Origin of the sequence: Methylorubrum aminovorans (assembly GCF_022179725.1) — a bacterium.
In the GTDB taxonomy this organism is placed as follows: Bacteria; Pseudomonadota; Alphaproteobacteria; order Rhizobiales; family Beijerinckiaceae; genus Methylobacterium; species Methylobacterium aminovorans.
The window spans coordinates 57,396-80,921 of sequence record NZ_BPRC01000016.1 but is presented as its reverse complement, the minus strand read 5'-3'; the positions used below and the strand labels follow the sequence as shown (position 1 = coordinate 80,921).

General features: G+C 68.9%; 20 protein-coding genes. 14 read left to right on the top strand and 6 right to left on the bottom strand.

The window, feature by feature from the left end:
- Position 1: 1 nt before the first annotated feature.
- From MFF24_RS19330 to MFF24_RS19315, 4 genes are all read right to left on the bottom strand, one after another.
- On the bottom strand, positions 2-1,369 hold the full coding sequence (locus MFF24_RS19330) for a BCD family MFS transporter (RefSeq protein WP_238226524.1): 1,368 nt from the start codon (positions 1,367-1,369) through the stop codon (positions 2-4).
- Positions 1,366-2,253: a chlorophyll synthase ChlG gene (gene chlG / locus MFF24_RS19325; protein ID WP_238226522.1), complete on the bottom strand. Its 888-nt coding sequence runs from the start codon at positions 2,251-2,253 to the stop codon at positions 1,366-1,368. The genes MFF24_RS19330 and chlG overlap by 4 nt, the downstream gene beginning before the upstream one ends.
- A gap of 123 nt (positions 2,254-2,376) precedes the next feature.
- A complete protein-coding gene (gene ppsR / locus MFF24_RS19320) occupies positions 2,377-3,819 on the bottom strand; it encodes a transcriptional regulator PpsR (RefSeq protein WP_238226520.1) in 1,443 nt (480 codons plus the stop codon).
- 45 nt (positions 3,820-3,864) lie between these two features.
- A complete protein-coding gene (locus MFF24_RS19315; protein WP_308445607.1) occupies positions 3,865-4,743 on the bottom strand; it encodes a cobalamin B12-binding domain-containing protein in 879 nt (292 codons plus the stop codon).
- Positions 4,744-5,005: 262 nt separating this feature from the next.
- On the opposite strand from MFF24_RS19315, the gene bchF reads away from it, so the two are divergent.
- Genes bchF through hemA form a run of 14 tightly spaced genes read left to right on the top strand, consistent with a single transcriptional unit; the run spans position 5,006 to position 20,586 of the window.
- Positions 5,006-5,509, top strand: a complete 504-nt coding sequence (gene bchF / locus MFF24_RS19310; RefSeq protein WP_238226516.1) for a 2-vinyl bacteriochlorophyllide hydratase — start codon at positions 5,006-5,008, stop codon at positions 5,507-5,509.
- A complete protein-coding gene (locus tag MFF24_RS19305; RefSeq protein WP_238226514.1) occupies positions 5,506-6,774 on the top strand; it encodes a ferredoxin:protochlorophyllide reductase (ATP-dependent) subunit N in 1,269 nt (422 codons plus the stop codon). The genes bchF and MFF24_RS19305 overlap by 4 nt, the downstream gene beginning before the upstream one ends.
- 5 nt (positions 6,775-6,779) lie before the next feature.
- The gene (gene bchB, locus MFF24_RS19300) at positions 6,780-8,375 is read left to right on the top strand and encodes a ferredoxin:protochlorophyllide reductase (ATP-dependent) subunit B (RefSeq protein ID WP_238226512.1); all 1,596 of its coding nucleotides are present in this window, start codon (positions 6,780-6,782) and stop codon (positions 8,373-8,375) included.
- Complete coding sequence (locus tag MFF24_RS19295; RefSeq protein ID WP_238226511.1) at positions 8,350-12,066, top strand: magnesium chelatase subunit H; 3,717 nt, start codon at positions 8,350-8,352, stop codon at positions 12,064-12,066. Before bchB ends, MFF24_RS19295 begins: the two co-directional genes overlap by 26 nt.
- Entirely contained in the window at positions 12,063-12,956 is an 894-nt protein-coding gene (gene bchL / locus MFF24_RS19290; RefSeq protein WP_238226509.1) for a ferredoxin:protochlorophyllide reductase (ATP-dependent) iron-sulfur ATP-binding protein, read from the top strand. The genes MFF24_RS19295 and bchL overlap by 4 nt, the downstream gene beginning before the upstream one ends.
- Positions 12,956-13,687, top strand: a complete 732-nt coding sequence (gene bchM, locus MFF24_RS19285) for a magnesium protoporphyrin IX methyltransferase (RefSeq protein ID WP_238226508.1) — start codon at positions 12,956-12,958, stop codon at positions 13,685-13,687. The genes bchL and bchM overlap by 1 nt, the downstream gene beginning before the upstream one ends.
- Positions 13,684-15,129, top strand: a complete 1,446-nt coding sequence (locus MFF24_RS19280; protein ID WP_238226507.1) for a BCD family MFS transporter — start codon at positions 13,684-13,686, stop codon at positions 15,127-15,129. The genes bchM and MFF24_RS19280 overlap by 4 nt, the downstream gene beginning before the upstream one ends.
- A gap of 13 nt (positions 15,130-15,142) precedes the next feature.
- Complete coding sequence (gene puhA, locus MFF24_RS19275; RefSeq protein ID WP_238226504.1) at positions 15,143-15,916, top strand: photosynthetic reaction center subunit H; 774 nt, start codon at positions 15,143-15,145, stop codon at positions 15,914-15,916.
- An 11-nt stretch (positions 15,917-15,927) separates the two neighbouring features.
- Positions 15,928-16,611 carry a photosynthetic complex putative assembly protein PuhB gene (gene puhB, locus MFF24_RS19270; protein ID WP_238226502.1) on the top strand — a complete coding sequence of 228 codons (684 nt, stop codon included), beginning with the start codon at positions 15,928-15,930 and terminating at the stop codon, positions 16,609-16,611.
- 15 nt (positions 16,612-16,626) lie between these two features.
- Positions 16,627-17,097, top strand: coding sequence for a photosynthetic complex assembly protein PuhC (puhC, locus tag MFF24_RS19265; RefSeq protein ID WP_238226500.1), 471 nt, complete (start codon positions 16,627-16,629; stop codon positions 17,095-17,097).
- 17 nt (positions 17,098-17,114) lie between these two features.
- Positions 17,115-17,411, top strand: a complete 297-nt coding sequence (locus tag MFF24_RS19260; RefSeq protein ID WP_238226584.1) for an O2-dependent cyclase accessory protein — start codon at positions 17,115-17,117, stop codon at positions 17,409-17,411.
- Positions 17,408-18,502 (top strand): magnesium-protoporphyrin IX monomethyl ester (oxidative) cyclase, encoded by a 1,095-nt coding sequence (gene acsF, locus MFF24_RS19255; RefSeq protein WP_238226498.1) that lies wholly within the window; start codon positions 17,408-17,410, stop codon positions 18,500-18,502. The genes MFF24_RS19260 and acsF overlap by 4 nt, the downstream gene beginning before the upstream one ends.
- Before the next feature lies 1 nt (position 18,503).
- A complete protein-coding gene (gene puhE / locus MFF24_RS19250; protein WP_238226496.1) occupies positions 18,504-19,313 on the top strand; it encodes a putative photosynthetic complex assembly protein PuhE in 810 nt (269 codons plus the stop codon).
- A gap of 55 nt (positions 19,314-19,368) precedes the next feature.
- Positions 19,369-20,586: a 5-aminolevulinate synthase gene (hemA, locus tag MFF24_RS19245; RefSeq protein ID WP_238226493.1), complete on the top strand. Its 1,218-nt coding sequence runs from the start codon at positions 19,369-19,371 to the stop codon at positions 20,584-20,586.
- 17 nt (positions 20,587-20,603) lie between these two features.
- Here the strand turns inward: hemA and MFF24_RS19240 are convergent, their stop codons facing one another.
- Positions 20,604-20,876 (bottom strand): hypothetical protein, encoded by a 273-nt coding sequence (locus tag MFF24_RS19240; RefSeq protein WP_133088872.1) that lies wholly within the window; start codon positions 20,874-20,876, stop codon positions 20,604-20,606.
- A gap of 135 nt (positions 20,877-21,011) precedes the next feature.
- Positions 21,012-23,510, bottom strand: coding sequence for an ATP-dependent Clp protease ATP-binding subunit ClpA (gene clpA / locus MFF24_RS19235; protein WP_108942657.1), 2,499 nt, complete (start codon positions 23,508-23,510; stop codon positions 21,012-21,014).
- Positions 23,511-23,526: the final 16 nt, after the last annotated feature.

Genomic DNA, 23,526 nt, shown 5'->3' with positions numbered 1-23,526 from the left:
GCTACCTCGCCTCGAAGCCGGGATTGAGCTGAAAGGAGGCCGTCTCGGTCAATGGATTCTGCCGACGACCGACGGTGACGTGCTCGACGCGCAGGCTGATCGCCAGGGCGACGAGGAACAGGACGGCTTCGAGCGCGAAGACCGCGGCATAGGCATAGACGGGTTCCGAGGCGACGAGGCGGGCGAGGTCGACCGCCAGCGTGCCGAGGAAGCCGCCGGCGCCGAAGGCCACGCCCTGGGCCGCGCCCCAGACGCCCATGCGGGTGCCGCGCTCGGCCTCGCCGCCGCGTCCGGCGAGCGCCATCATCGAGCCGATCGCCGCCACGGCATAGACGCCGTTGCCGAAGCCGAGCCCCGCCACTGCCGCCCGCAGCGGAAAATCCGGCCCGACCGGTCCGCCGAACGCGATGGCCCCGAGCGCGGCAGCGGACAACGCGCAGCCCACCGCCGTCCAGAGCTTGAGCGAACCGAGAATGGGGCCACCGACGAAGACGGTGACGCCGGCCACGAACAGCATGCCGGCGAGCACGCCGCCGTGCTGGAGACCCGCGAGCTTGGTCGTCGCCCCCGGCGTCATCGCGAAGACGAGGCCGGCATAGGGTTCGAGGATCAGTTCCTGCGCGCTGTAGGCGAGCATCGAGACGAAGATGAACAGGGTGAAGCGCCGCGCAGCGGGCTCGGCCAGCACCTGCGCCAGCACGGCGCGGAACGGCGGCTTCTTCTCGACCTTCGCCGCCGGCGAGGCTTCCCGCCGCGGCTCGATGCCGGAGACCGCGAGGACGGCGACCGCGAAAGCGATCAGCGAGACGGTGCCGGAGACCGCCATGAGCCGCCCGCCGGAGAACGGATCGAGGAAGTGACCCGCGAGCGGCGCGGTCACGGCAAATCCGGCGATCATCATCACCCAGACGATGGTCGCCGCCGCACCCCGGCGCCCGGCTTCCACCCCGGTCGCGAGCAGGACGAGGAGCGAGGTGCCGGCCGCGCCTGCGCCCATGCCGACGAGCAGGAACGACAGGACCGCGAGTGCCAGCCCGGCGGCGACGTGGGTTTCGGCCAGTGCCGTCGCCGCCGCGGCGCCGAATCCGCCGAGGCAGAGCGCGGCCATGCCGCCGACGATCCACGGCGTACGCCGTCCGCCGACATCCGAGCCGTAGCCCCAGCGGGGCCGCAGCACCTGGGTGGCGTAGTGCAGGGCGACGAGGCCGCCGGGCACGATCGCCGGCAGGGCCAGTTCCACCACCATGACTCGGTTGATCGTGGAGGTCATGAGAACCACGACCGCGCCGAGCGCGGTCTGAACCAGACCGAGCCGGACGATCTGAAGCCAGGAGAAGGATCGGGGGAAAGCGAGGGCGGCGCGGCTCATGGTGCCAGCCCTTGCACGAGCGGGCGCAGGGCGAAAGCCGAGGCCAGCATGCCGAGGACGTAGAGCGTCGTGCCGGTGCCATTGTACCAAGCGGCGCGGGCGCGAGGCGATTTCAGGAAGTGCGCCATCAGGGCGAGTTGCCCGGCGAGGAGGGCCGCGACCAAAGCGGCGTGCCAGGGGCGCTCCCAGGCGAAGAGCAGCACCATCACCGCCACCTGCGGCAGGGCCATGACGAGGCAGGCGAAGCGCGCCGCACGATCGGAGCCGAGTTGCACCGGCAGTGAGCGCAGGCCCATCGCCCGGTCGCCTTCGACAGACTTGAAGTCGTTGAGGGTCATGATGCCGTGGGCGCCGACGGAGTAGAGCAGGGCGACGAGGAGCACCCGCTCGTCGGGCATCGAAGCGGCCATCACCGCCGCGCCGGTGAACCAGGGCAGCCCCTCGTAGCAGAGAGCCACCGCGGAGTTTCCCCACCAGCCGTTGCGCTTCAGCCGAAGCGGCGGCGCGGAGTAGATCCAGGCCAGGACGAGGCCGAACAGAGCGGCGCCGAGGATCCAGGGGCCGAGCATCGCAGCGACGATCAGCGACAGGATCGTCCAACCGGCCGCCAGATAGAGCCCCCAGCGGCCGGGAATGCGGCCGGACGGAATCGGACGATTCGGCTCGTTGATGGCATCGACGTGGCGGTCGAACCAATCGTTGGCGGCCTGGCTCGTGGCGCAGACCAGCGGTCCGGCCAGCACCACCCCCGCCGCGATGACCAGCCATTGTCCTGTGGGCGCATGGCCGGACGAGATGACTCCGCAGCCGAAGGCCCACATCGGTGCGAACCATGTGATCGGCTTGAGCAGCTCGACGACGGCACTCGGTGCGGGCGTTGCCATACCCGAACGCTACCGGCGTCGGACAGGATGTGTCAATCAGGCTTTACACTTGGGCCGAACTAAATTGCTCATCCAAAGAGTTCAATAAATATGAATTATAATTCAAAATCCCTGCATTGCCGTTCAGGGCGTCAACTCAGGGTCGCTGGCGTCGAGATCGCCGATGCCATAGCGCCGCATCTTCGCATAAAGACCCTGCCGGCTGAGGCCGAGCATCTCCGCGGCCGAGGCGCGGTTGTCGCGGGTGATCCGCAGTGCCGCCTCGATGCACAGCTTTTCGATGAGGTCGGTCGTCTCGCGCACGAGCGCCTTCATCGAGACGCGGCCGACCAACTCGGTCATCTGTTCGACGGAGCGTGGCAGGTCGTGCGTTGTGCCGGCCAGATGGACGGGTGCGGCACGCCGGGGCGTCGCGCGGAGGGTGAAGCCGAAACACGGCTGCTCGGCGTGGGAGGTGGCGACAGCGGCGACCTCGACCTCTTCCAAAGATCCGTACTGGCCCCGCACCACGGTCGGGAAATGACGCACCGAGCCGTGATCGCGCAGCATCGCGAACAGCGCGAGTGCATCGGTCTCCTCGCGGCCGAGCCAGCTATCCAGCGTCCGTCCGCGCACCTGCTCCTCGGTGGCGTGCTGGGTCAGATCGAGGAAGGCGCCGTTGGCGGTGAGGATGCGGCGCGCGGCATCGGTGACGACGAAGCCTTCGGGCATGCGCTGGATCACGTCGAGCGCGCCGCCGACCGCAACACGCTCCGGCCTCACCGGCGCCAGCGGCGCGAGGCGCACCAGAACGGAGGTCGTCCCCTCGCCACGGAACAGGGAGGCGGAGACGCGGACGTCACCCCGTCCGCCGGTCAACGGCACGACGAGATCCGCCGCCTGCCCGGTGACGCGCAGACCGGCAAACAGGGCCTGCAAGTCCCGCAGGCTGCCGGCATCGAACAGATCGGCCGCGTCCTGGCCGATCACGCGCTTCTGCGGACGACCGAGCAACCGCATGGCTGCCGGGTTGATCTCGGTGACGCGCCGGGTGCCCGCATCGACCACCAGCACCGGCTCGCCGGAGAGCTGGAACAGCAGCTTGTAGCGCGTCTCGGCGGAGCGAAGGCGGTCGTAATCGCGCTCCAGAGCCTGCTGGGTTTCGGCCAGACGCCGCTGGAGCGCCGCCGTCGCCCGGAGGTCCTGGCCGATCACGATGATCGGGCCGTCCTTGTTCGGGCGCAGTGTGGCGTAGCGAATCGGCAGGTCCGTGCCGGTGGGCGAGGGATGGTTGACCTGCCGCCAACGGGTCATGGTGCCGGGCGCGGCGTCACGCAGCAGCGCATCGATCTTCGGCCGACTTTCGACGGTGACCGTGTCGATCCACGGCTTGCCGAGCCAGGTGTCGATGCCCTGACCTTCGAAATCGGACCGGCCGGATGAGGTATCGCGGATGATCCCGCGATCATCGACCACGAGGGACAGATCGGAGGTTGCGGCGATCAGCAACCCGGCAGTCTCCCCGTCGAGGAGACCGGCCGCCTGTTGCAGCGCCGGGGAAGGGCGCCAGGGAGAAGGGCTCGCCAAGCTGCTCAAGGTCAATACTTCGTGAGGGCGCAGAAGCCGTCCTTATCAACAGGGTCGGGTCCGCATTTCAAGCAAGCTTTCTGCGATCAGGGGGGCAAGCCGCCCATCTTCCGCAGTTCCGTCGGCGCCAACGAGGCGTACGTGGTTCGGATTCCGGACAAAGTAAGGACCGCCGACCAGCACCTTGAGCCTCGAATTGCGGGAGGCCTCGCGCAGGCTGTGGATCAGCGCCGGAAGGCTGGGCAGGAAGACATCGCACGACAGCGTCAGTCCGACGACGTCGAACCATTCCGATCGGATCAGCTCATTGCAATCCGATCCGACGCAGGTCGTCACGTCCCAACCCGATTCCCGGAAGATGCTTGCCATGAGCGAGAGCGCGAAGACATGCGTCTCGCCGGGGCACGGAAGCAACAGGACGCTGCGTCCGGAAGGGCCGCTGGTCTCGTCCTCGAACTGCGCGCATAGATCGTGTGCCGCCGCCTGAAGCCGACCGAGCGCCAGGGACACGTCGACGAAATCGCAGGCGTCCTCTTCCCAGAGGCGGCCGAGATGCCGGGCCATGGGCGCGAGCAACTCGACCAACACGCTCTCGAGCGACAGCCCCGCGTCGAGGAACTGCAGCAGGTGATGAGCGAGATCGGTGTCGGTGCGCGCGAGCAGCAACGCGCAAAGGCGCTCGACCTCATCGGGTGCCGGATGGCGACCGGAAGTGGGGGCCTGGGGGCGGACCTGATTCCGGTGGACCAGCATGAGCCGGGGCAGGATCTCGGCCTCGACGATGCTCGCCAGCTGACGGCGCATCCCCGAATCATCCGGCTGAAATGCTGTGGTCGAGCCTATCTCGGGCTCCGCCAAGACGCTGCAGTCCGACACTCCCACAGGGAGTTCGAAGTGCCCGCCGAGATGCCTCCACTCACCCATAGGCGTCTCCCTCTGAGGAAGCAGCTCGGCGGGGCAATGCGCATTTTAATGCATCGCGCGACGCCCAAAGCAACGGACGCGTGTAGGCTAACGATACGCTTCCCGCCGCCATTGGCAATCCCTCGGGCGAACGCGGCGGCCAAAACATGTAATATCGAACAAGCGTCAACTTGGATTGACACTTTCAAGTGACGAAGCCTACCCTCACTCCCATCCGAGGTTCTGCGGCGCAGGGCCGACAACGCGAGCGAGGGCGGACGCCATGCGTCAACGCCAGGGCCGACATAGACCGCTCTACACGCCGGCAGAGCGTCAGCGGCGCGACGCCTCGGCTTGGACTCTGGTGCAGGGTGTGCTGGCTCCGCTGCAATTCCTCGTTTTCCTAGCCAGCCTCGCGCTCGTGCTGCGCACGCTCGCGACGGGGGAGGGGGCGGAGATCGCCAACGCCTCCGTCGTCGCCAAGACCCTCGTCCTCTACGCCATCATGGTGACGGGCTCGATCTGGGAGAAGGTCGTGTTCGGCCGCTACCTGTTCGCGCCGGCCTTCTTCTGGGAGGACGTGTTCAGCATGCTCGTGCTGGGGCTGCACACGGCCTACCTCGCGGCATTCGGCTTACGCCTGCTCGATACGCAGGGATTGTTGGTCCTCGCGCTCGCCGCCTACGCCACATACCTCATCAATGCCGGCCAGTTCCTCCTGAAGCTCCGAGCGGCCCGGCTCGAAGCCCCGGTCTCCCTCGCTTTCGCAGGGGAGACCGCCCGGTGAACGCCCACGCGCCTCTTCCCTCTACCGGGTGCGGCGTCGCGGTCCGCGCCGAGCACGGCCAGCGGGCGGTGTTCTGCGGCCTCACCGGCATCGTCTGGCTCCACCGGAAGATCCAGGACGCGTTCTTCCTCGTCGTCGGCTCGCGCACCTGCGCCCACCTGATCCAGTCGGCGGCGGGCGTGATGATCTTCGCCGAGCCGCGTTTTGCCACCGCCATCATCGACGAGCGCGATCTGGCCGGGCTGGCTGACATGAACGACGAACTCGACCGGGTGGTGACGCGGCTGATCGAGCGGCGGCCCGATATCCGGCTGCTGTTCCTCGTCGGCTCCTGCCCGTCCGAGGTGATCAAGCTCGACCTCTCGCGGGCGGCCCTGCGGCTGTCGCGGCGCCTCGCTCCGGACGTGCGGGTGCTGAACTATTCGGGTTCCGGCATCGAGACGACCTTCACCCAGGGCGAGGATGCCTGTCTCGCCTCCCTCGTGCCGGAACTGCCGGAGGCGGCGATGACGGACGAACTCCTCGTCGTCGGTACGCTGGCCGACGTGGTCGAGGATCAGTTCGCCCGGCTGTTCTCCGATCTCGGCGTCATGGCCCGCTTCCTGCCGGCGCGGCGGGCCGGCCAGATGCCCCCGGTCGGGCGCGGCACGCGCTTCCTCCTGGCCCAGCCTTTCCTCGCGGATACCGCGCGGGCCCTGGAAGAGCGCGGGGTCCGGCGCATCGCCGCCCCGTTCCCGCTGGGGGCCGAGGGGACGACCGCGTGGCTTCGCGCGGCAGCCGAGGCCTTCGGTGTCGATCCCGCCCGGTTCGAGGCGGTGACGGCGCCGGGTCTGCGCCGCTCGCGTCAGGCGCTCGCCCCGTACACCGAGAAGCTCGCCGGCAAGCGGGTGTTCTTCTTCCCCGATTCGCAGCTGGAAGTGCCGCTCGCCCGCTTCCTGTCGCGGGAGATGGGCGCCGCGCTGATCGAGGTCGGCACGCCCTACCTCCATCGTGCTCACCTCGCCGCCGAGCTCGAATGGCTCCCCCACAACACCGCTGTGGTGGAGGGCCAGAGCCTCGACAACGGGCTCGACCGCTGCCGGCTCGCGCAACCGGACCTGACCGTATGCGGCCTCGGCCTCGCCAACCCGCTGGAGGCGGAGGGGCTGACCACGAAGTGGTCGATCGAACTGCTGTTCACGCCGATCCAAGGCTACGAGCAGGCGGGCGACCTCGCCGAATTGTTCGCGCGCCCGCTCGACCGGCGCGCCCGGCTGGAGGTGTAGCGGCCATGCAGCTCACCGTCTGGACCTATGAGGGACCGCCGCATATCGGCGCCATGCGGGTCGCCACCGCGATGGAGGGGCTGCACTACGTGCTGCATGCCCCCCAGGGCGACACCTACGCCGACCTGCTCTTCACGATGATCGAGCGGCGCGCCAAGCGCCCACCGGTCACCTACACCACCTTCCAGGCCCAGGATCTCGGCCGCGACACCGCCGCGATCTTCAAGGACGCGGTCGCCGCCGCCTACGCGCGCTTTCAGCCGCAGGCGATGATCGTCGGCGCCTCCTGCACCGCCGAGCTGATCCAGGACGATCCGGGCGGGCTGGCCAAGGCGCTCGCCCTGCCGATCCCGGTGATCCCGCTGGAACTGCCGGCCTACCAGAAGAAGGAGAACTGGGGGGCCTCGGAGACCTTCTACCGGTTGGTCCGCGCCCTGGCTGGGATGTCGGCCGAGCGTGCGCCCCGCGAAGGGCGGCGCCCCGCCTGCAACATCCTCGGCCCCACTGCTCTCGGCTTCCGCCATCGCGACGACCTGATCGAGATCCGGCGCCTCCTCGACGACCTCGGGATCGCGGTGAACGTGGTCGCGCCGCTGGGCGCTACGCCCGCCGATCTCGTCAGGCTGGGTGAAGCCGACTTCAACGTCGTGCTCTACCCCGAGGTCGCGCGCAGCGCCGCGCAGTACCTTGAAAAGACGTTCCAGCAGCCCTTCGTCGATGTGGTGCCGATCGGCGTCGGCGCGACGACCCGCTTCGTGGAAGCGGTGGCGGCCCTCGCCGGCGTCGATCCCGCTTCCGTCCTCGCCGACGCACCCTCGCGTCTGCCCTGGTACAGCCGGTCGGTCGATTCGACTTACCTCACCGGTAAGCGGGTCTTCGTGTTCGGCGACGCCACGCACGCCCTCGCTCTGGCCCGCGTCGCCGCGCACGAGCTCGGGTTCAAGCTCGTCGGTCTCGGCACCTATACCCGCGAGTTCGCCCGCGAGGTTCGAGCGGAGGCGGCGCTTCACGGCATCGAGGCGACGATCACCGACGACTACCTCGACGTCGAGGCGGCGATCCAGGCGGCGGCCCCCGAACTCGTGCTCGGCACGCAGATGGAGCGCCACATCGCCAAGCGGATCGGCATTCCCTGCGCGGTGATCTCGGCGCCGATCCACGTCCAGGACTTTCCCGCCCGCCACTCGCCGCAGATGGGCTTCGAGGGCGCCAACGTCCTGTTCGACACCCTCGTGCACCCCCTGATGATGGGGCTGGAGGAACATCTCCTCGGGATGTTCCGCGAAGATCCCGAATTCCACGATGGCGCCGCCCCGTCTCATCTCGGCCGCGGGCCGAACGGGACGGCGGACGCCGTGGAACGGGCGCCGACGACTCCTCCCCTCGCGTCGGCGCCCGTTCCATCCCCCATCCCAATCCAGGGTGCCGACGCGGTTCGCACCGCGCCGTGGGCGCCCGATGCCGAGAAGGAGCTGAAGAAGATCCCGTTCTTCGTGCGCGGAAAGGCCCGCGCCAACACCGAGCGCTTCGCCCGCGAGCGGCAGCTCCCGCTCATCACCCTCGAGACCCTCTACGATGCCAAGGCGCATTTCGGCCGATAGGCCCACCATCCGCGTCGCCATCGTCACGCTCGACAATCACTTGGCGAGCGCGGTGGAACGGGCGCGCCTGCGGCTCGCGGCCGAGATGCCGGGGCTCGCCTTGAGCTTCCATGCCGCCGCCGAATGGGAGACGGACAAGGGCGCGCTCCGCGCCTGCGAGGCGGAGATCGCGCGAGCGGACATCGTCGTCTCGGCGATGCTGTTCCTCGACGAGCACGTTCGGGCGATCCTGCCGGCGATCCTGGCGCGCCGTGAGAGCTGCGATGCGATGATCGGCTGCCTCTCGGCCTCCGAGATCGTGCGCACGACCAAGCTCAACCGCTTCGACATGAGCGGGACCAAGCGCTCGGCCCTCGACTTCCTGAAGCGGCTGCGCGGCAAGCCGGGCGCGGAGGGCAACGCGGCAAGGCAGATGGCGCTAGTGCGCAAGCTGCCGAAGATCCTGCGCTTCATCCCCGGTTCGGCGCAGGATGTGCGCGCCTACTTCCTCACCCTGCAATACTGGCTCGCGGGCTCGGACGAGAACGTGGCGAGCCTCGTGCGCTTCCTCGTGCAGCGCTACGCCGCCGGCCCCCGCGCCGTGTGGCGCGAGATCGCCGCCGCCCCCGCGCCGCAGCACTATCCGGAGACCGGCCTCTACCATCCGCGCATGCCGGGCCGGGTCGGCGAGAGCCTGGCCGCGCTGCCGACCGTGCCGGGCGCCCGCAGCCGCGTCGGCCTGCTCTTGATGCGCTCCTACGTGCTGGCCGGAAACACGGCGCATTACGACGGCGTCATCGCCGCCCTGGAAGCCAAGGGGCTCTCGGTGGTGCCGGCCTTTGCCGCCGGCCTCGACAATCGCCCGGCGGTGGACGCCTACTTCACCGTGAACGGCCGTCCGGCGATCGACGCGCTGGTCTCGCTCACCGGGTTCTCGCTGGTCGGCGGCCCGGCCTACAACGACGCGGCGGCGGCCGAGGCGACGCTGGCGCGGCTCGACGTGCCCTATCTCGCCGCTCACGCGCTCGAATTCCAGACGATCGAGCAATGGGAGGCGGGCTCGCGCGGCCTATCGCCGGTCGAGGCGACGATGATGGTCGCGATCCCCGAACTCGACGGCGCCACCGCGCCGATGGTGTTCGGCGGGCGTTCCTCGGCTTCCGGCCCCGGCAACGCCCGCGACATGCGCGTGCATCCCGAGCGTGCGGAGCGGCTCGCTGCCCGGATCGATCGGCTCGTGTCCCTGCGGCGACGGCCGAAGCGTGAGCGGCGCTTGGCCGTGATCCTGTTCAACTTCCCGCCCAATGCCGGCGCCACCGGCTCGGCCGCCTTCCTCTCGGTCTACGCCTCGCTGCTGAACACCCTGCGCGGCCTCGAGGCCGAGGGCTACGACGTCGCGGTGCCCGACAGCGTTGATGCGCTGCGCGAGACGATCCTCGGCGGCAATGCCGCCCGCTACGGCACGCCGGCCAACGTCCATGCCCGCGTCTCGGCCGAGGATCACGTCCGCCGCGAGACCTACCTGCCCGAAATCGAGGCGCAGTGGGGCCCGGCGCCCGGCCGCCACCAGAGCAACGGCGCCGACATCCTCGTGCTCGGCGCGCAGTTCGGCAACGTCTTCGTCGGTGTGCAGCCCGCCTTCGGCTATGAGGGCGACCCGATGCGGCTGCTGTTCGAGCAGGGCTTCGCCCCGACCCACGCCTTCAGCGCCTTCTACCGCTGGCTGCGCGAGGATTTCTCCGCCGACGCGGTGCTGCATTTCGGCACCCACGGCGCGCTCGAATTCATGCCGGGCAAGCAGGCCGGATTGTCGGAAGCGTGCTGGCCCGAGCGGCTGATCGGCGCGCTGCCGAACATCTACCTCTACGCCGCCAACAACCCGTCCGAGGGCACGCTCGCCAAGCGCCGCTCCGCCGCGACGCTCGTGAGCTACCTCACGCCGAGCCTCGCCGCCGCCGGGCTCTATCGCGGCCTGTGCGATCTCAAAGCCTCGGTCGAGCGCTGGCGCGGTCTGGAGCCGGAAGCGACGGCCGAGCGGACGGCGCTCGCCGCGATCATCCAGGCGCAGGGCGCGGCCGTCGATCTCGTGCCGGCCGAGCCCGCCTGGGAGGGCAATCCCGGTCCCCGCGTCGCCGCGCTCGCCGCCGCTTTGTTCGAACTCGAGCAGACGCTGATCCCGCACGGCCTGCACGTGATCGGCCAGGGGATGGCCGGCGAGGAACGTGTCGACCTGCTCCTCGCCCTGGCGGAGGCCTCGCACAGCCTCAAGCCAGCCCGCGCCGGAATCGAGCTCCTGATCGAGGGCGCGTCTCTCAACGAGGCGTTGGCTGCCGCCGGCCTTCCCGCCGACGAGACCCACCGGGCCGCCTTCGCCGATCTCGCCCGGATCGATGCCGACCTCGCCCGCGACAGCGAGCTGCCCGCGCTGATGCGGGCGCTGGACGGACGCTTCGTCGCCCCGGTCGCGGGCGGCGACCTGCTGCGCAATCCCGGCATCCTGCCCACGGGGCGCAACCTGCACGGCTTCGACCCCTACCGCTTGCCGACAGCCTTCGCGCTGGCCGACGGCGCCAAGCAGGTGGCGCGGGTGCTGGAGCGCCACCTCGCGGAAGGGCGGCCCCTGCCGGAGAGCGTCGCCCTGGTCCTGTGGGGCACCGACAACCTGAAGAGCGAGGGCGGCCCCATCGCCCAGGCGCTGGCCCTGATCGGCGCGGCACCCCGCTTCGACGGTTACGGCCGGCTGGCCGGAGCCGAGCTGATCCCGCTCGAAAGCCTCGGCCGCCCGCGCATCGACGCGGTGGTCACGCTCTCCGGCATCTTTCGCGATCTCCTACCCCTGCAGACGAAACTGCTCGCGGAAGCGAGCTTCATGGCGGCGAGCGCGGAAGAGCCGATCGAGAGAAACTTCGTGCGCAAGCACGCGCTGGCGATCCAGGCCGAGCAGGGCTGCGACTTCGAGACGGCGGCCCTGCGGGTCTTCTCCAATGCGGAGGGGGCCTACGGCGCCAACGTCAACCATCTCGTCGAATCCGGCCGCTGGGACGACCAGGACGAACTCTGCGAGACGTTCTCACGAAGGAAGAGCTTCGCCTACGGCCGCACCGGCCGCCCCGAGCCGCGACGCGACCTGATGAAGGCGGTGCTCGCGCGGGTCGATCTCGCCTACCAGAACCTCGATTCGGTCGAACTCGGCGTCACATCCGTCGATCACTACTTCGACGGGCTCGGCGGCATGGGCCGGGCAGTCGCCCGCGCCCGCGGCGAGGCGGTGCCGATCTACATCAGCGACCAGACCCGCGGGGAGGGGCGCGTGCGCTCCCTCGACGAGCAGGTGGCGCTGGAGACCCGCACCCGCATGCTCAACCCGAAATGGTACGAGGGCCTGCTCGGCCACGGCTACGAGGGCGTGCGCCAGATCGAGGCGACGCTGACCAACACCGTCGGCTGGTCCGCCACCGCCGGCGCGGTGCAGCCCTGGATCTACGAGCGCATCACCGAGACCTTCGTGCTCGACGACGCGATGCGCGACCGCATGGCGACGCTGAACCCCACGGCCTGCGCCAAGGTCGCGAGCCGCCTGATCGAGGCTCACCGCCGCGGCTTCTGGACTCCCGACCCGGCGATGCGCGACGCGCTCGACCGCGCCGAGGAGGAACTGGAAGACCGGCTGGAGGGCGTCACACCCGGCCTCACCGCAGGAGTCGCGGCATGAACATCGCCATCCGCAATCCGGTCCCGATCCGCCGCGAGGAGGGCAGCCTTCAGGTCGCGCTCGATCCGGACGACCGGATCGAGACCGCCAAGGTCTTCGCGGTCTACGGCAAGGGCGGGATCGGCAAGTCCACCACCTCTTCGAACCTCTCGGTGGCCTTTTCGAAGCTCGGCAAGCGCGTGCTGCAGATCGGCTGCGACCCGAAGCACGACTCGACCTTCACGCTCACGAAGCGCCTCGCGCCGACCGTGATCGACGCGCTCGAATCGGTGAACTTCCACTCCGAGGAGTTGCGGCCGGAAGACTTCGTGGTCGAGGGCTATAACGGCGTGAAATGCGTCGAGGCCGGCGGCCCGCCCGCCGGTACCGGCTGCGGCGGCTACGTCGTCGGGCAGACGGTGAAGCTCCTCAAGGAGCATCACCTCCTGGAGGATACCGACGTCGTCGTGTTCGATGTCCTCGGCGACGTGGTCTGCGGCGGCTTCGCCTCGCCGCTCCAGCACGCCGACCGGGCGCTGATCGTCACCGCCAACGACTTCGATTCGATCTTCGCGATGAACCGGATCGTCGCAGCGATCCACTCCAAGTCGAAGAACTACGGGGTGCGCCTCGGCGGCGTCATCGCCAACCGCTCGGCGGGGACCGACGAGATCGACCGCTTCAACGCGGCCGTGGGCCTGCGCCGTCTGGCGCATTTCCCCGACCTCGACGTGGTGCGGCGCTCGCGCCTGAAGAAATCGACTTTGTTCGAGATGGACCCGTCGCCCGAGCTGAAGGCCGTCACCGACGAGTACATGCGGCTCGCCGAGACGCTCTGGGCCGGGGCCGACCCCTGCGAGGCCGCGCCGATGAAGGACCGCGACCTGTTCGAATTTCTCGGATTCGACTGATGAGCACGCCCTACCTCACCCGCCGTTCTCAGTTGGAGACCTACTTCGACCGCACCGCGGTCGAGGCGTGGTCGCGCCTCACTTCCGACGCGCCGGTCTCGAAGATCCGCGCGACGGTGCGGGCCGGACGCGACACCATGCGGGCCAACCTGCTCGGCTGGCTGCCCGCGGATTTGACCGGCCTGCGCCTGCTCGATGCCGGCTGCGGCACCGGAGCGCTCGCGGTCGAGGCCGCGCGCCGAGGGGCGGAAGTGACCGCGATCGACGTCTCGCCGACGCTGATCGGGCTCGCTCGCGAGCGCCTGCCCACGATCCCCGGCCCCGGCTCGGTCACGTTCCGGGTCGGTGACATGCTCGACCCCTGGCTCGGCCGCTTCGACCACGTCGTCGCGATGGATTCGCTGATCCATTATCAGGCGCCGGACATCGTCCGGGCGCTCGCCGAACTCTCCCTGCGCACCGACGGCAGCCTGCTGTTCACCGTCGCCCCGCGGACCGTGCTGCTGACGATCATGCACACCGCCGGCAAGCTGTTCCCGAAGGCCGACCGAGCCCCCGCCATCGTGCCGATCACCGAGAGCGGCCTGCGGCGGCGCATTGGCGGGGAGCGGGCCCTGGCGCGTTTCGCCGTCGCGCGGACGCATAGAGTCAACAGCGGGTTCTACCTCTCGAACGCGATCGAGCTGCGCAAGACGGCGTCGCCCGCGACCGAGAGTGGAGCGGCTCGATGAAATCTGGCCTCGCCATCACCCAGGCGCTGCTCCGCCTCGGCCCGGCGATCCTTCCGTTCGCCGACGCGGCGACGAAGGAGTTGCCGCTCGGGCGGCTGATGCGGCTCGCGCTGTTCCAGGTCACGGTCGGCATGGCCGCCGTGCTACTGATCGGAACGCTCAACCGGGTGATGATCGTCGAGCTTGCGGTGCCGGCCTGGATCGTTGCCGTGATGCTGTCGCTGCCGCTGCTGTTCGCCCCCCTGCGGGCGCTGGTCGGCTTCCGCTCGGACACGCACCGCTCGGTGCTCGGCTGGCGGCGGGTGCCCTACATCTGGTTCGGCACGCTGCTGCAATTCGGCGGGCTGGCGATTATGCCGTTCGCCCTGCTGATCCTGTCGGGCGACACCACCGGCCCGCTCTGGGTCGGCCATGTCGCGGCCGCGCTCGCCTTCCTGCTGGTCGGCGCGGGTCTTCACACCACGCAGACCGTCGGGCTGGCACTCGCCACCGACCTCGCCCCTGCGCATGCCCGCCCTAAGGTGGTGGCGCTGCTGTGCGCCATGCTGCTCGCCGGCATGATGGGCAGCGCCGTGCTGTTCGGGCTAGCGCTGGCGAACTTTTCGGCCGTCCGCCTGATCCAGGTGATCCAGGGCGCGGCGCTGATCACGATCGTGCTCAACGGCGTCGCCCTGTGGAAGCAGGAGCCGCGCGATCCTCGCCGCACCGACCGAGCAGCCGCACGGCCGAGCTTCTCCCAATCCTGGCGCGGCTATGCCGGGGAGGGCACTGCAAGGCGGCGGCTCGCAGCGATCGCGCTCGGCACCGCAGCGTTCTCGATGCAGGACATCCTGCTCGAACCCTATGGCGGCCAGATTCTCGGCCTCACCGTGGCGCAGACCACGGCGCTCACCGCGATGCTCGCGGCCGGCGGCGGGCTCGGTCTGATCGCGGCGGCACGCTGGCTCAACCGCGGCGGCGATCCCTACCGGGTCGCGGCGACGGGCGCGGTGATCGGCATCGCCGCCTTCTCGGCAGTGATCTTTGCAGCCCCCCTTGCCTCGGCCCGGCTGTTTGCCGCCGGCGTCACCCTGATCGGCATCGGCGGCGGGTTGTTCGCCCATGGCACGCTCACCGCCTCCATGGCCAAGGCCGGGCCGGAGGATACCGGCCTCGCGCTGGGCGCCTGGGGCGCGGCTCAGGCCACCGCCGCGGGCCTCGCCATCGCCGCCAGCGGCATCCTGCGCGATCTCGGCGCCGCGGTGGCGCAGTCGGGTGCCCTCGGCGAGGGGATGAACGAGCCGGCGATCGGCTACCTCATCGTCTACCACGTCGAAATCGCGCTGCTGTTCGCGACGCTGGTGGCGCTCGGCCCGCTGGTGCGCGCGGATGCCCCCCGTTCCAGCCATGCGGACGAGCGGCGCGCCGGTTCGTTCGACCCCCTCGTCAATCGTCCCACCTGATCGGAGGCCTGCCATGCCCAGAGGCGAGATCACCGGTTACATCGACGTCGCTCAGGTCACGCTCTACGCGTTCTGGATCTTCTTTGCGGGCCTCGTCTTCTACCTGCGCCGCGAGGATCGGCGCGAGGGTTACCCGCTCGAGAACGAGGCCGCAGGCCGCCTGAAGAGCCCGGATCCGATCCTGATTCCCACGCCGAAGGCATTCCACCTGTCGAGCGGCCACACGATGTATGCGCCGCAGACCAACGTCGCCTACGATGCGAACGTGCCGAGCGCCCGCCGCGAGGTCTTCCCCGGCGCCCCCTACTTCCGCACCGACACCTCGCTGCAGGCCGGCGTCGGCCCCGGCTCCTGGGTGCCGCGCCATGACGAGCACGACCGGACCTGGGACTCGCAGTACCGCATCGTTCCGTTGCGCGTCGCCGAAGCCTTCGTGGTCCACGAGGACGGACCGAACCCGATCGGCATGCCGGTCTTCGGCGCCGACCGACAGGTCGCAGGCACCGTCGTCGATCTCTGGGTCGATCGCGGCGAATCCTTCGTGCGCTACTACGAGGTGGAACTCGGGGCGGGCGGGCGCCGGGTGCTGATGCCGGTGACCTTCTGCACCACCGGCCGCTTCTCCCGCACGGTGAAAACCGAAGCGCTGCTGGCGGCGCAATTCGCCGACATCCCCGACATCAAGGATCCGGACTCCGTCACCCTGCTCGAGGAGGAACGGATCATGGCGTATTTCGGCGCCGGTACCCTCTACGCCTCGCCCGCCCGCCAAGAACCCATTCTCTGAGGGCCGATCCTATGAGCGAGTCGGATTTCCTGCCCGAGGGAACGTTGCGCGGCCTGCCCGGTCCGCTGCCGCCGGGGGAGCGCATCCTGTGGCGCGGCGCCCCGACTTTGCCCGGTGTGTTGCTGCGCGCCTTCCATGCTCGGCTCGTGATGGCGTGGTTCGCCGGCACTGCCACGGTGCTGGCGGTCGGCGCCGCCGCGACCGCGGGGCCGGCGCGCGCGCTCACCGTGGCCGGCACGACCCTGCTGATCGGTCTCGTGGCTCTCGGGCTGCTGACCTTCCTCGCCTGGCTCGTCCACCGCACCACGGTCTACACGCTCACCGACCGGCGCATGGTCCTTCATGTCGGCATCGCCCTGCCGATCACCCTCAACCTGCCGCTGGCCCAAATCGAGTCGGCGGATCTGCGACTGTTCTCGGACGGCAGCGGCGATATCCCCCTGCAATTGCCGCCGGGCGAGCGGGTCGCCTACCTGCATCTGTGGCCGCATGCCCGCCCCTGGCGTGTGAGCCGCCCGGAGCCGATGCTGCGCTCGGTCCCCGATGCCCGGAGCGTGGCAGCCCTGCTCGCGCCCGCGCTCGCAGCCCAGGCCGGCGGTGTTGCCGTAGACCCAACCCGCACGGGGGAATCCGTCGCGGCAGCCGATCGGGCAAGTGTCACGCGGGGCGGTCTCGTCGCCGCCGGTGCCCGGTAGCCAGGGGAGGGATCGATGCCCGTCGAGCTCAACTTCCGCCGACAGCCGGAGAAGCCACCGTCTCAGCGGCCGGCGCTGCTGGCCGTCGCGGCCCTGCTCGGAGTGTCGCTGCTCGCGGTGGCCCTCGGGCGCGGCCAGGAGCGGGTGCCGGAGGAGCGCCCAGCCCGCCCGATCCAAACCCTGGCCTTCCACGCCGAGGACCAACCGGACGGCGCCATCGATCTGCGCAACGCCGAGCGCGGAACGCTGGTCGCCCGGATCGAGCCTGGGCAGGACGGCTTCATCCGCGGAACCCTGCGCGGACTCGCCCAGGCCCGGCAGCGGGAGGGCCTAAGCCGCGAACCGCCGTTCACCCTCACGCGATTCGACAACGGCACGTTGTCGTTGGAGGATGGGGCCACCGGGCGGCAAGTGCAGCTGCTGGCCTTCGGCCCTTCGAACGCGAAGGCCTTCGCCCGCCTGCTGCCCGGCACGGAGCTGCGGTGATGGGAGAGGGGGCGGTCATGGCCTGGATCGGCAAGACGGTCGTCGAGGTGCCCTGCACCATCGAGATCGAGCAGACGCCGGAGAGCCTGCACGCGCATGTGACGCTCGATGGCGGGTTCGAGATCGAGCCCGGTGACGAGGTCCAGGTTCACGATGCGCCGACCGAGGTGCCCTACGGCGAGCGCATCACCGTACGCCGCACCGCCACCGTCACCCGCGCAGGCCGGCTGGAGCGGGCCTGGACCAAGCTGATCGCCCATCTCGAGTTGACCGAGCTCTACGAGGTGAGCTTTTCCGAACGGAGGAAGCTGTGAACGCCAACGTCCAGCCCCAAGCCGATACGGGAGTGCCGTTCCCGCGCCAGCCGCTCAACGAATCGACCAAGAGCGCGCAGCAGACGACGTTCCTGAGCCCGCGCTTCTACACCACGGATTTCGACGAGCTCGACCGAACCGATGTCGAGCCGGTGCGCCGCGAGTGGGACATCCTGATCGAGGAGCTGCGCTCGGACCCGAACAAGCGGCACTTCGTGCGCAACGAGGAGTTCGATTGCGACCTCGCCGAGATGGACCCAGAGCTGCGCAAGGAGTTCCTCGACTTCCTCGTGTCCTCGATCACCGCCGAGTTCTCGGGCTGCGTCCTCTACGCGGAGATGCGCAAGCGGGCCAAGAACAAGGACATCAAGGAACTGTTCGGCTTCATGAGCCGCGACGAGGCGCGGCATGCCGGCTTCATCAACGACACGCTGAAAGATTTCGGCGTCGGCGTCGATCTCGGCTTCCTGACGAAGGCGAAGAAGTACACCTTCTTCAAGCCGAAGTTCATCTTCTACGCGACCTACCTCTCCGAGAAGATCGGCTACGCCCGCTACATCACCATCTATCGCGAGCTGGAGCGACATCCGGAGCGGCGCATCCACCCGATCTTCAAGTGGTTCGAGAAGTGGTGCAACGACGAGTTCCGCCACGGCGAGGCGTTCGCGCTGCTCATGCGCGCCAACCCGCGGCTGACGACGGGGGTCAACCGCTACTGGATCCGCTTCTTCCTGCTGGCCGTGTTCGCGACGATGTATGTCCGCGACCATTGCCGCCCGGCCTTTCACAAGGCGCTCGGGGTCGATCCGACCGACTACGACTTCAAGGTGTTCCGGATCACCTCCGAGATCTCGAAGCAGACCTTCCCGATCACCCTCGACCTCGACGATCCGCGCTTCAAGGCGGGACTCGACCGGCTCTTGGTCTGCGCCGACAAGATCGCCGCCGCCAAGGCGGAAGGAGGCCTGTCGGGCAAGCTGAAGCACGGTGCTCAGACCGTGGTCGCGGCGGTGACCTTCGCCCGGCTCTACCTGTTGCCGGTCAAGCAGAATGCCATGCCCGCCGACATCCGCCTCGATCCGGTCTGGTAGCATGGGCGTCTACGCCGCTCCGGCGCTCTACGCCGTCCTGCTGTGGTGGTCGGCCACCGGGCTGGTGCTGGTGCTTCAGCACCTGCCGCGGCGGACGCATGCCCGCAGCATGATCGCGGCGAGCGCCGTGCTGGCCGGCGCGCTCTGGACCATCCGCGCGGTCGCGGACGACGACACGGAGACAGGTGCCTATCTCGGCCTCACCGCCGCGGTGGTCGTCTGGGGCTGGCAGGAGATGAGCTACTACATGGGCTTCGTCTCCGGCCCGAAGCCCGCTGCCTGCGCGCCGAACCTGCGCGGAATCGACCGCTTCTTCGCGGCGCTCGCCACCAGCCTGTGGCACGAATTCGCGATCCTGATCGGCGGGCTCGCCATCCTCTGCCTCACCTGGGGGGAGGGAAACCGGGTGGCGCTCTGGACCTACGGCCTGCTCGCGCTGATGAACGCCTCGGCGCGGCTCAACCTCTTCCTCGGCGTGCGCAACCTTCACGCCGAGTTCCTGCCGCCGCATCTGGGCTACCTCGCCTGTTACCTGAGCCGGCGGCCGATGAACCCGCTGTTTCCGTTCTCGGTGACGCTGGGCACCGCCGCGACGGTCCTTCTCGCCCGCTTTGCGCTCGAGGAAGCGGCCGCGCCGCACACGGTGACAGGCTTTGCCCTGCTCGCGACGCTCGCGGCGCTGGCCACGCTGGAGCACTGGTTCCTGATGCTGCCGCTACCCTCGGCGGCACTCTGGAACTGGAGCCTTCCCGGCCGTGCCGCACCCACGGCGGCCGAATTGCCCGAAACCCGGGCGGTGCATCGCGAATGAGGAGAGGCGGACACGAGATCCGCCCACCGGCATCATCTTCTTCGGGGAGGACGGCATGGATTACGAAGCGTTCTTCGGCAATGCGATCACCGGGCTCCACCGGGAGGGGCGCTACCGCGTCTTCACCGATCTGGAGCGGCAGGCGGGGCGGTTTCCCTACGCGACGCATCACAGCCCCGGCGGTGAGCGCGAGGTCACTGTCTGGTGCTCCAACGACTATCTCGGCATGGGCCAGCACCCCTCGGTGCTGCGGGCGATGCACGAGGCGATCGACCGATGCGGGGCCGGAGCGGGCGGCACCCGAAACATTTCCGGCACCAACCACTACCACGTGCTCTTGGAGCAGGAACTCGCCGACCTCCACGACAAGGAGGCGGCGCTGATCTTCTCCTCCGGGTACGTCTCGAATTGGGCGGCGCTCGGCACCCTGGCCTCGAAGCTTCCGGGCTGCGTCGTCTTTTCCGACGAGGGCAATCACGCCTCGATGATCGAGGGCATCCGTTCGAGCCGGGCCGAGCGTCAGATCTTCCGCCACAACGACCCGGAGGACTTGAACCGCAAGCTCGCTCTGATCGAGCCCGGCCGGGCCAAGCTCGTCGCCTTCGAGTCGGTCTATTCCATGGACGGCGACATCGCCCCGATCGATGAGATCTGCGACGTCGCCGAGGCGCACGGCGCGCTCACCTATCTCGACGAGGTCCACGCGGTCGGCCTCTACGGGGCGCGGGGCGGCGGCATCTCGGAGCGGATGGGTCTCGCCCACCGGCTCGACGTGATCGAGGGGACGCTGGGCAAGGCCTTCGCCGTCCATGGCGGCTACATCACCGGCTCGACCCAACTCTGCGACTTTGTGCGCAGCTTCGCCTCAGGCTTCATCTTCACGACCTCGCTGCCGCCCGCGGTCGCGGCCGGCGGCGTGGCCAGCATCCGCCACCTCAAGACGAGCAGTGTCGAGCGGGCGCGGCATCAGGAGCGGGTGGCGCGGGTACGGCAGGCGCTGGACGCGGCCGGCATCCCGACGCTGTCCAACCGCAGCCACATCGTGCCGGTGATGGTCTGCGACCCCGTGCTGTGCAAGGCGATCAGCGACACCCTGCTCGACGATTTCGGCATCTACGTGCAGCCGATCAACTATCCGACCGTGCCGCGCGGGACGGAGCGCCTCCGCATCACGCCCTCGCCGCTGCATTCCGACGCCGATATCGATCATCTCGTGGATGCGCTGAGCACGATCTGGCGGCGGATCGGGCTGAGCAAGGCAGCCGCTGAGTAGAGGATCAGCGTGCCGCGCTACATCTTCTTCTCGAGCGCGGCCTTCACCTGCATGAGCTGATCCCACACCACACCGGGGCTGGTGCCCATGGCCTCAAGCACCGCGTTGACGCCCCAGAACACGCCGAACAGGATCACCGGCACCAGAATCCAGCCGAGGATCTCCTCGCCGCGGTGACGGGCCTTGCGGCGGCGGCGGCGTCTCTCGCGCGACGTCAGCGGATTCGGCCGCGCCGGAGCCGGCTGTGGCGCGACAGGCGTGAGGGGCCCCTCCTGCGCGTCGCTCGTCATGTGACCCCCATTGCTGGCCGAAGTCGCTCTCTCTGACAGAGAACGGCGCCGCCCATATCCGGGAGCCGGCGCAGGAACGCAACCCGCGCCGGCCTCGAAGATCGCTCACGGTTGCGCGTGAGCGACCCTGTGCCCTCAGACCTTGAGCGGCACTTTCGGTACGGTACGGACGGAGCCGCCGCCGGAAGAACCGCCTCCGGACGGTCCACCGTCGCGCTTGGTCGTCTTCTTCCGCGGGGCCGAGCGCGGCTTTGAGCGCTTGCGCTTGGCCGCGTTGGCGACGTCCGTTTCCGGCTTCGGCGTGACCGGCCCGGCAGGGAACTCGAAGCCGAGTTCGCCCTTGCCCTTTGCGGTCTCGCCCTTGCCGTCCTCGCCCTCGGGCTTCTTCAGCACGACCTTGACGGCGCCACCGTCCTTGAGGCGGCCGAACAGCACCTCGTCAGCGAGCGGCGTCTTGATCGTGGACTGGATCAGGCGAGCCATGGGGCGGGCACCCATCGCGTCGTCGTAACCGTTCTCCACGAGCCAGTCGCGGGCCTCGTCCGAGAGTTCGATCGTGACGTTGCGGTCGGCAAGCTGCGCTTCGAGCTGGAGCACGAACTTGTCGACGACCTTGGCCACGACTTCCTTCGGCAGGTGGCCGAACGAGATGATCGCATCAAGGCGGTTGCGGAATTCCGGCGCGAACAGCCGATTGATCGCCTCCACGTCGTCACCCGTGCGCTTCGACTGAGTGAAGCCGTAGGCCGACTTCGCCAGATCCGAGGCACCCGCATTCGACGTCATGATGATGATGACGTTGCGGAAATCGACCTGCTTGCCGTTGTGATCGGTCAGCTTGCCGTGGTCCATCACCTGCAGAAGGATGTTGAACAGGTCCGGATGCGCCTTCTCGATCTCGTCGAGCAGCAACACGCAGTGCGGGTGCTGATCGATTCCGTCGGTCAAGAGGCCGCCCTGGTCGAAGCCGACATAGCCGGGCGGTGCACCGATCAGCCGCGAGACCGTGTGGCGCTCCATGTATTCCGACATGTCGAACCGCAGCATCTCGACGCCGAGCGAGGCCGCGAGTTGCTTGGCGGCTTCGGTCTTGCCGACGCCGGTCGGGCCGGCGAACAGGTAGGAGCCGATCGGCTTGTCGGGATCGCGCAGGCCCGCACGCGCCAGCTTGATCGCCGAGGTCAGCGCCTCGATAGCGTTGGTCTGGCCGTAGACGACCCGCTTCAGGTTCTCGGTCAGGTTCTTGAGCACCACCGCGTCGTCCTTCGACACGGTTTTGGGCGGGATCCGCGCCATCGTGGCGATGGTGGTCTCGATCTCCTTGACGCCGATGGTGCGCTTGCGGCGCGCCTCCGGCACCAGCATCTGCGAGGCGCCGGTCTCATCGATGACGTCGATCGCCTTATCCGGCAGCTTGCGGTCGTTGATGTAGCGGGCCGACAGTTCCACCGCCGCCTTCACGGCGTCGGTCGTGTATTTCAGCTTGTGGAATTCCTCGAAATACGGCTTCAGGCCCTTGAGGATCTCGATCGTGTCCGGGATCGACGGCTCGTTGACGTCGATCTTCTGGAAGCGGCGCACCAGGGCGCGGTCCTTCTCGAAGTACTGGCGGTACTCCTTGTAGGTGGTCGAGCCGATGCAGCGCAGCGAGCCGGAGGCGAGCGCCGGCTTCAACAGGTTCGAGGCATCCATCGCACCGCCCGAGGTGGCGCCCGCACCGATCACGGTGTGGATCTCGTCGATGAACATGATGGCGTTCGGGTGCGCCTCGATCTCCTTCATCACCTGCTTGAGGCGCTCCTCGAAGTCGCCGCGGTAGCGGGTGCCGGCGAGCAGCGTGCCCATGTCGAGGGAGAACACGGTGGCATCAGCCAGAACCTCCGGCACCTCGTGCTGGATGATCTTGCGCGCAAGGCCCTCGGCGATCGCCGTCTTGCCGACGCCGGGGTCGCCCACCAGCAGCGGGTTATTCTTCTGTCGGCGGCAGAGCACCTGAATCGTGCGCTCGACCTCGGAATGGCGACCGATCAGCGGATCGATCTTGCCGTCGCGCGCCTTCTTGTTGAGGTTGACGCAGTAGGCCTCCAGCGCGTCGCCCTTCTTCTTGGGCCGCGCCTCGTTGTCCTCGCCGCCGGGACGCTCGGAGGCACTCTCCTCCTCGGCACCGCGCACGGGCTTGGCCTCGGAGGCCCCTGGGCGCTTGGCGATGCCGTGGCTGATGTAGTTCACCGCGTCGTAGCGGGTCATGTCCTGCTCTTGCAGGAAGTAGGCGGCGTGGCTCTCGCGCTCGGCGAAGATCGCCACGAGCACGTTGGCGCCGGTCACCTCCTCGCGGCCCGAGGACTGGACGTGGATCACCGCGCGCTGGATGACGCGCTGGAAGCCGGCGGTCGGCTTGGCGTCCTGGCGCCCGTCGCCCGTCAGGTTCGAGAGTTCGGTGTCGACATACTCGACGAGATTGCGGCGCAGCACGTCGATCTCGACGTTGCAGGCCCGCATCACGGCGGCGGCATCCTGGTCATCGACGAGCGCGAGCAGGAGATGTTCGAGAGTCGCGTATTCGTGGCGGCGCTCTCCGGCCAGGGCCAGGGCGCGGTGGAGGGCTTGCTCGAGGCTGCGTGAGAAGCTTGGCAATGCTCTGGCCTTCGCT

Coding starts and splice junctions, on each gene's coding strand:
- puhC (WP_238226500.1), top strand. CDS start 16,627: ATGCCCGTCGAGCTCAACTTCCGCCGACAGCCGGAGAAGCCACCGTCT.
- puhE (WP_238226496.1), top strand. CDS start 18,504: ATGGGCGTCTACGCCGCTCCGGCGCTCTACGCCGTCCTGCTGTGGTGG.
- MFF24_RS19330 (WP_238226524.1), bottom strand. CDS start 1,369: ATGAGCCGCGCCGCCCTCGCTTTCCCCCGATCCTTCTCCTGGCTTCAG.
- chlG (WP_238226522.1), bottom strand. CDS start 2,253: ATGGCAACGCCCGCACCGAGTGCCGTCGTCGAGCTGCTCAAGCCGATC.
- hemA (WP_238226493.1), top strand. CDS start 19,369: ATGGATTACGAAGCGTTCTTCGGCAATGCGATCACCGGGCTCCACCGG.
- MFF24_RS19260 (WP_238226584.1), top strand. CDS start 17,115: ATGGCCTGGATCGGCAAGACGGTCGTCGAGGTGCCCTGCACCATCGAG.
- puhB (WP_238226502.1), top strand. CDS start 15,928: ATGAGCGAGTCGGATTTCCTGCCCGAGGGAACGTTGCGCGGCCTGCCC.
- bchM (WP_238226508.1), top strand. CDS start 12,956: ATGAGCACGCCCTACCTCACCCGCCGTTCTCAGTTGGAGACCTACTTC.
- bchB (WP_238226512.1), top strand. CDS start 6,780: ATGCAGCTCACCGTCTGGACCTATGAGGGACCGCCGCATATCGGCGCC.
- bchF (WP_238226516.1), top strand. CDS start 5,006: ATGCGTCAACGCCAGGGCCGACATAGACCGCTCTACACGCCGGCAGAG.
- puhA (WP_238226504.1), top strand. CDS start 15,143: ATGCCCAGAGGCGAGATCACCGGTTACATCGACGTCGCTCAGGTCACG.
- MFF24_RS19240 (WP_133088872.1), bottom strand. CDS start 20,876: ATGACGAGCGACGCGCAGGAGGGGCCCCTCACGCCTGTCGCGCCACAG.
- MFF24_RS19315 (WP_308445607.1), bottom strand. CDS start 4,743: ATGGGTGAGTGGAGGCATCTCGGCGGGCACTTCGAACTCCCTGTGGGA.
- MFF24_RS19295 (WP_238226511.1), top strand. CDS start 8,350: ATGCCAAGGCGCATTTCGGCCGATAGGCCCACCATCCGCGTCGCCATC.
- MFF24_RS19280 (WP_238226507.1), top strand. CDS start 13,684: ATGAAATCTGGCCTCGCCATCACCCAGGCGCTGCTCCGCCTCGGCCCG.
- bchL (WP_238226509.1), top strand. CDS start 12,063: ATGAACATCGCCATCCGCAATCCGGTCCCGATCCGCCGCGAGGAGGGC.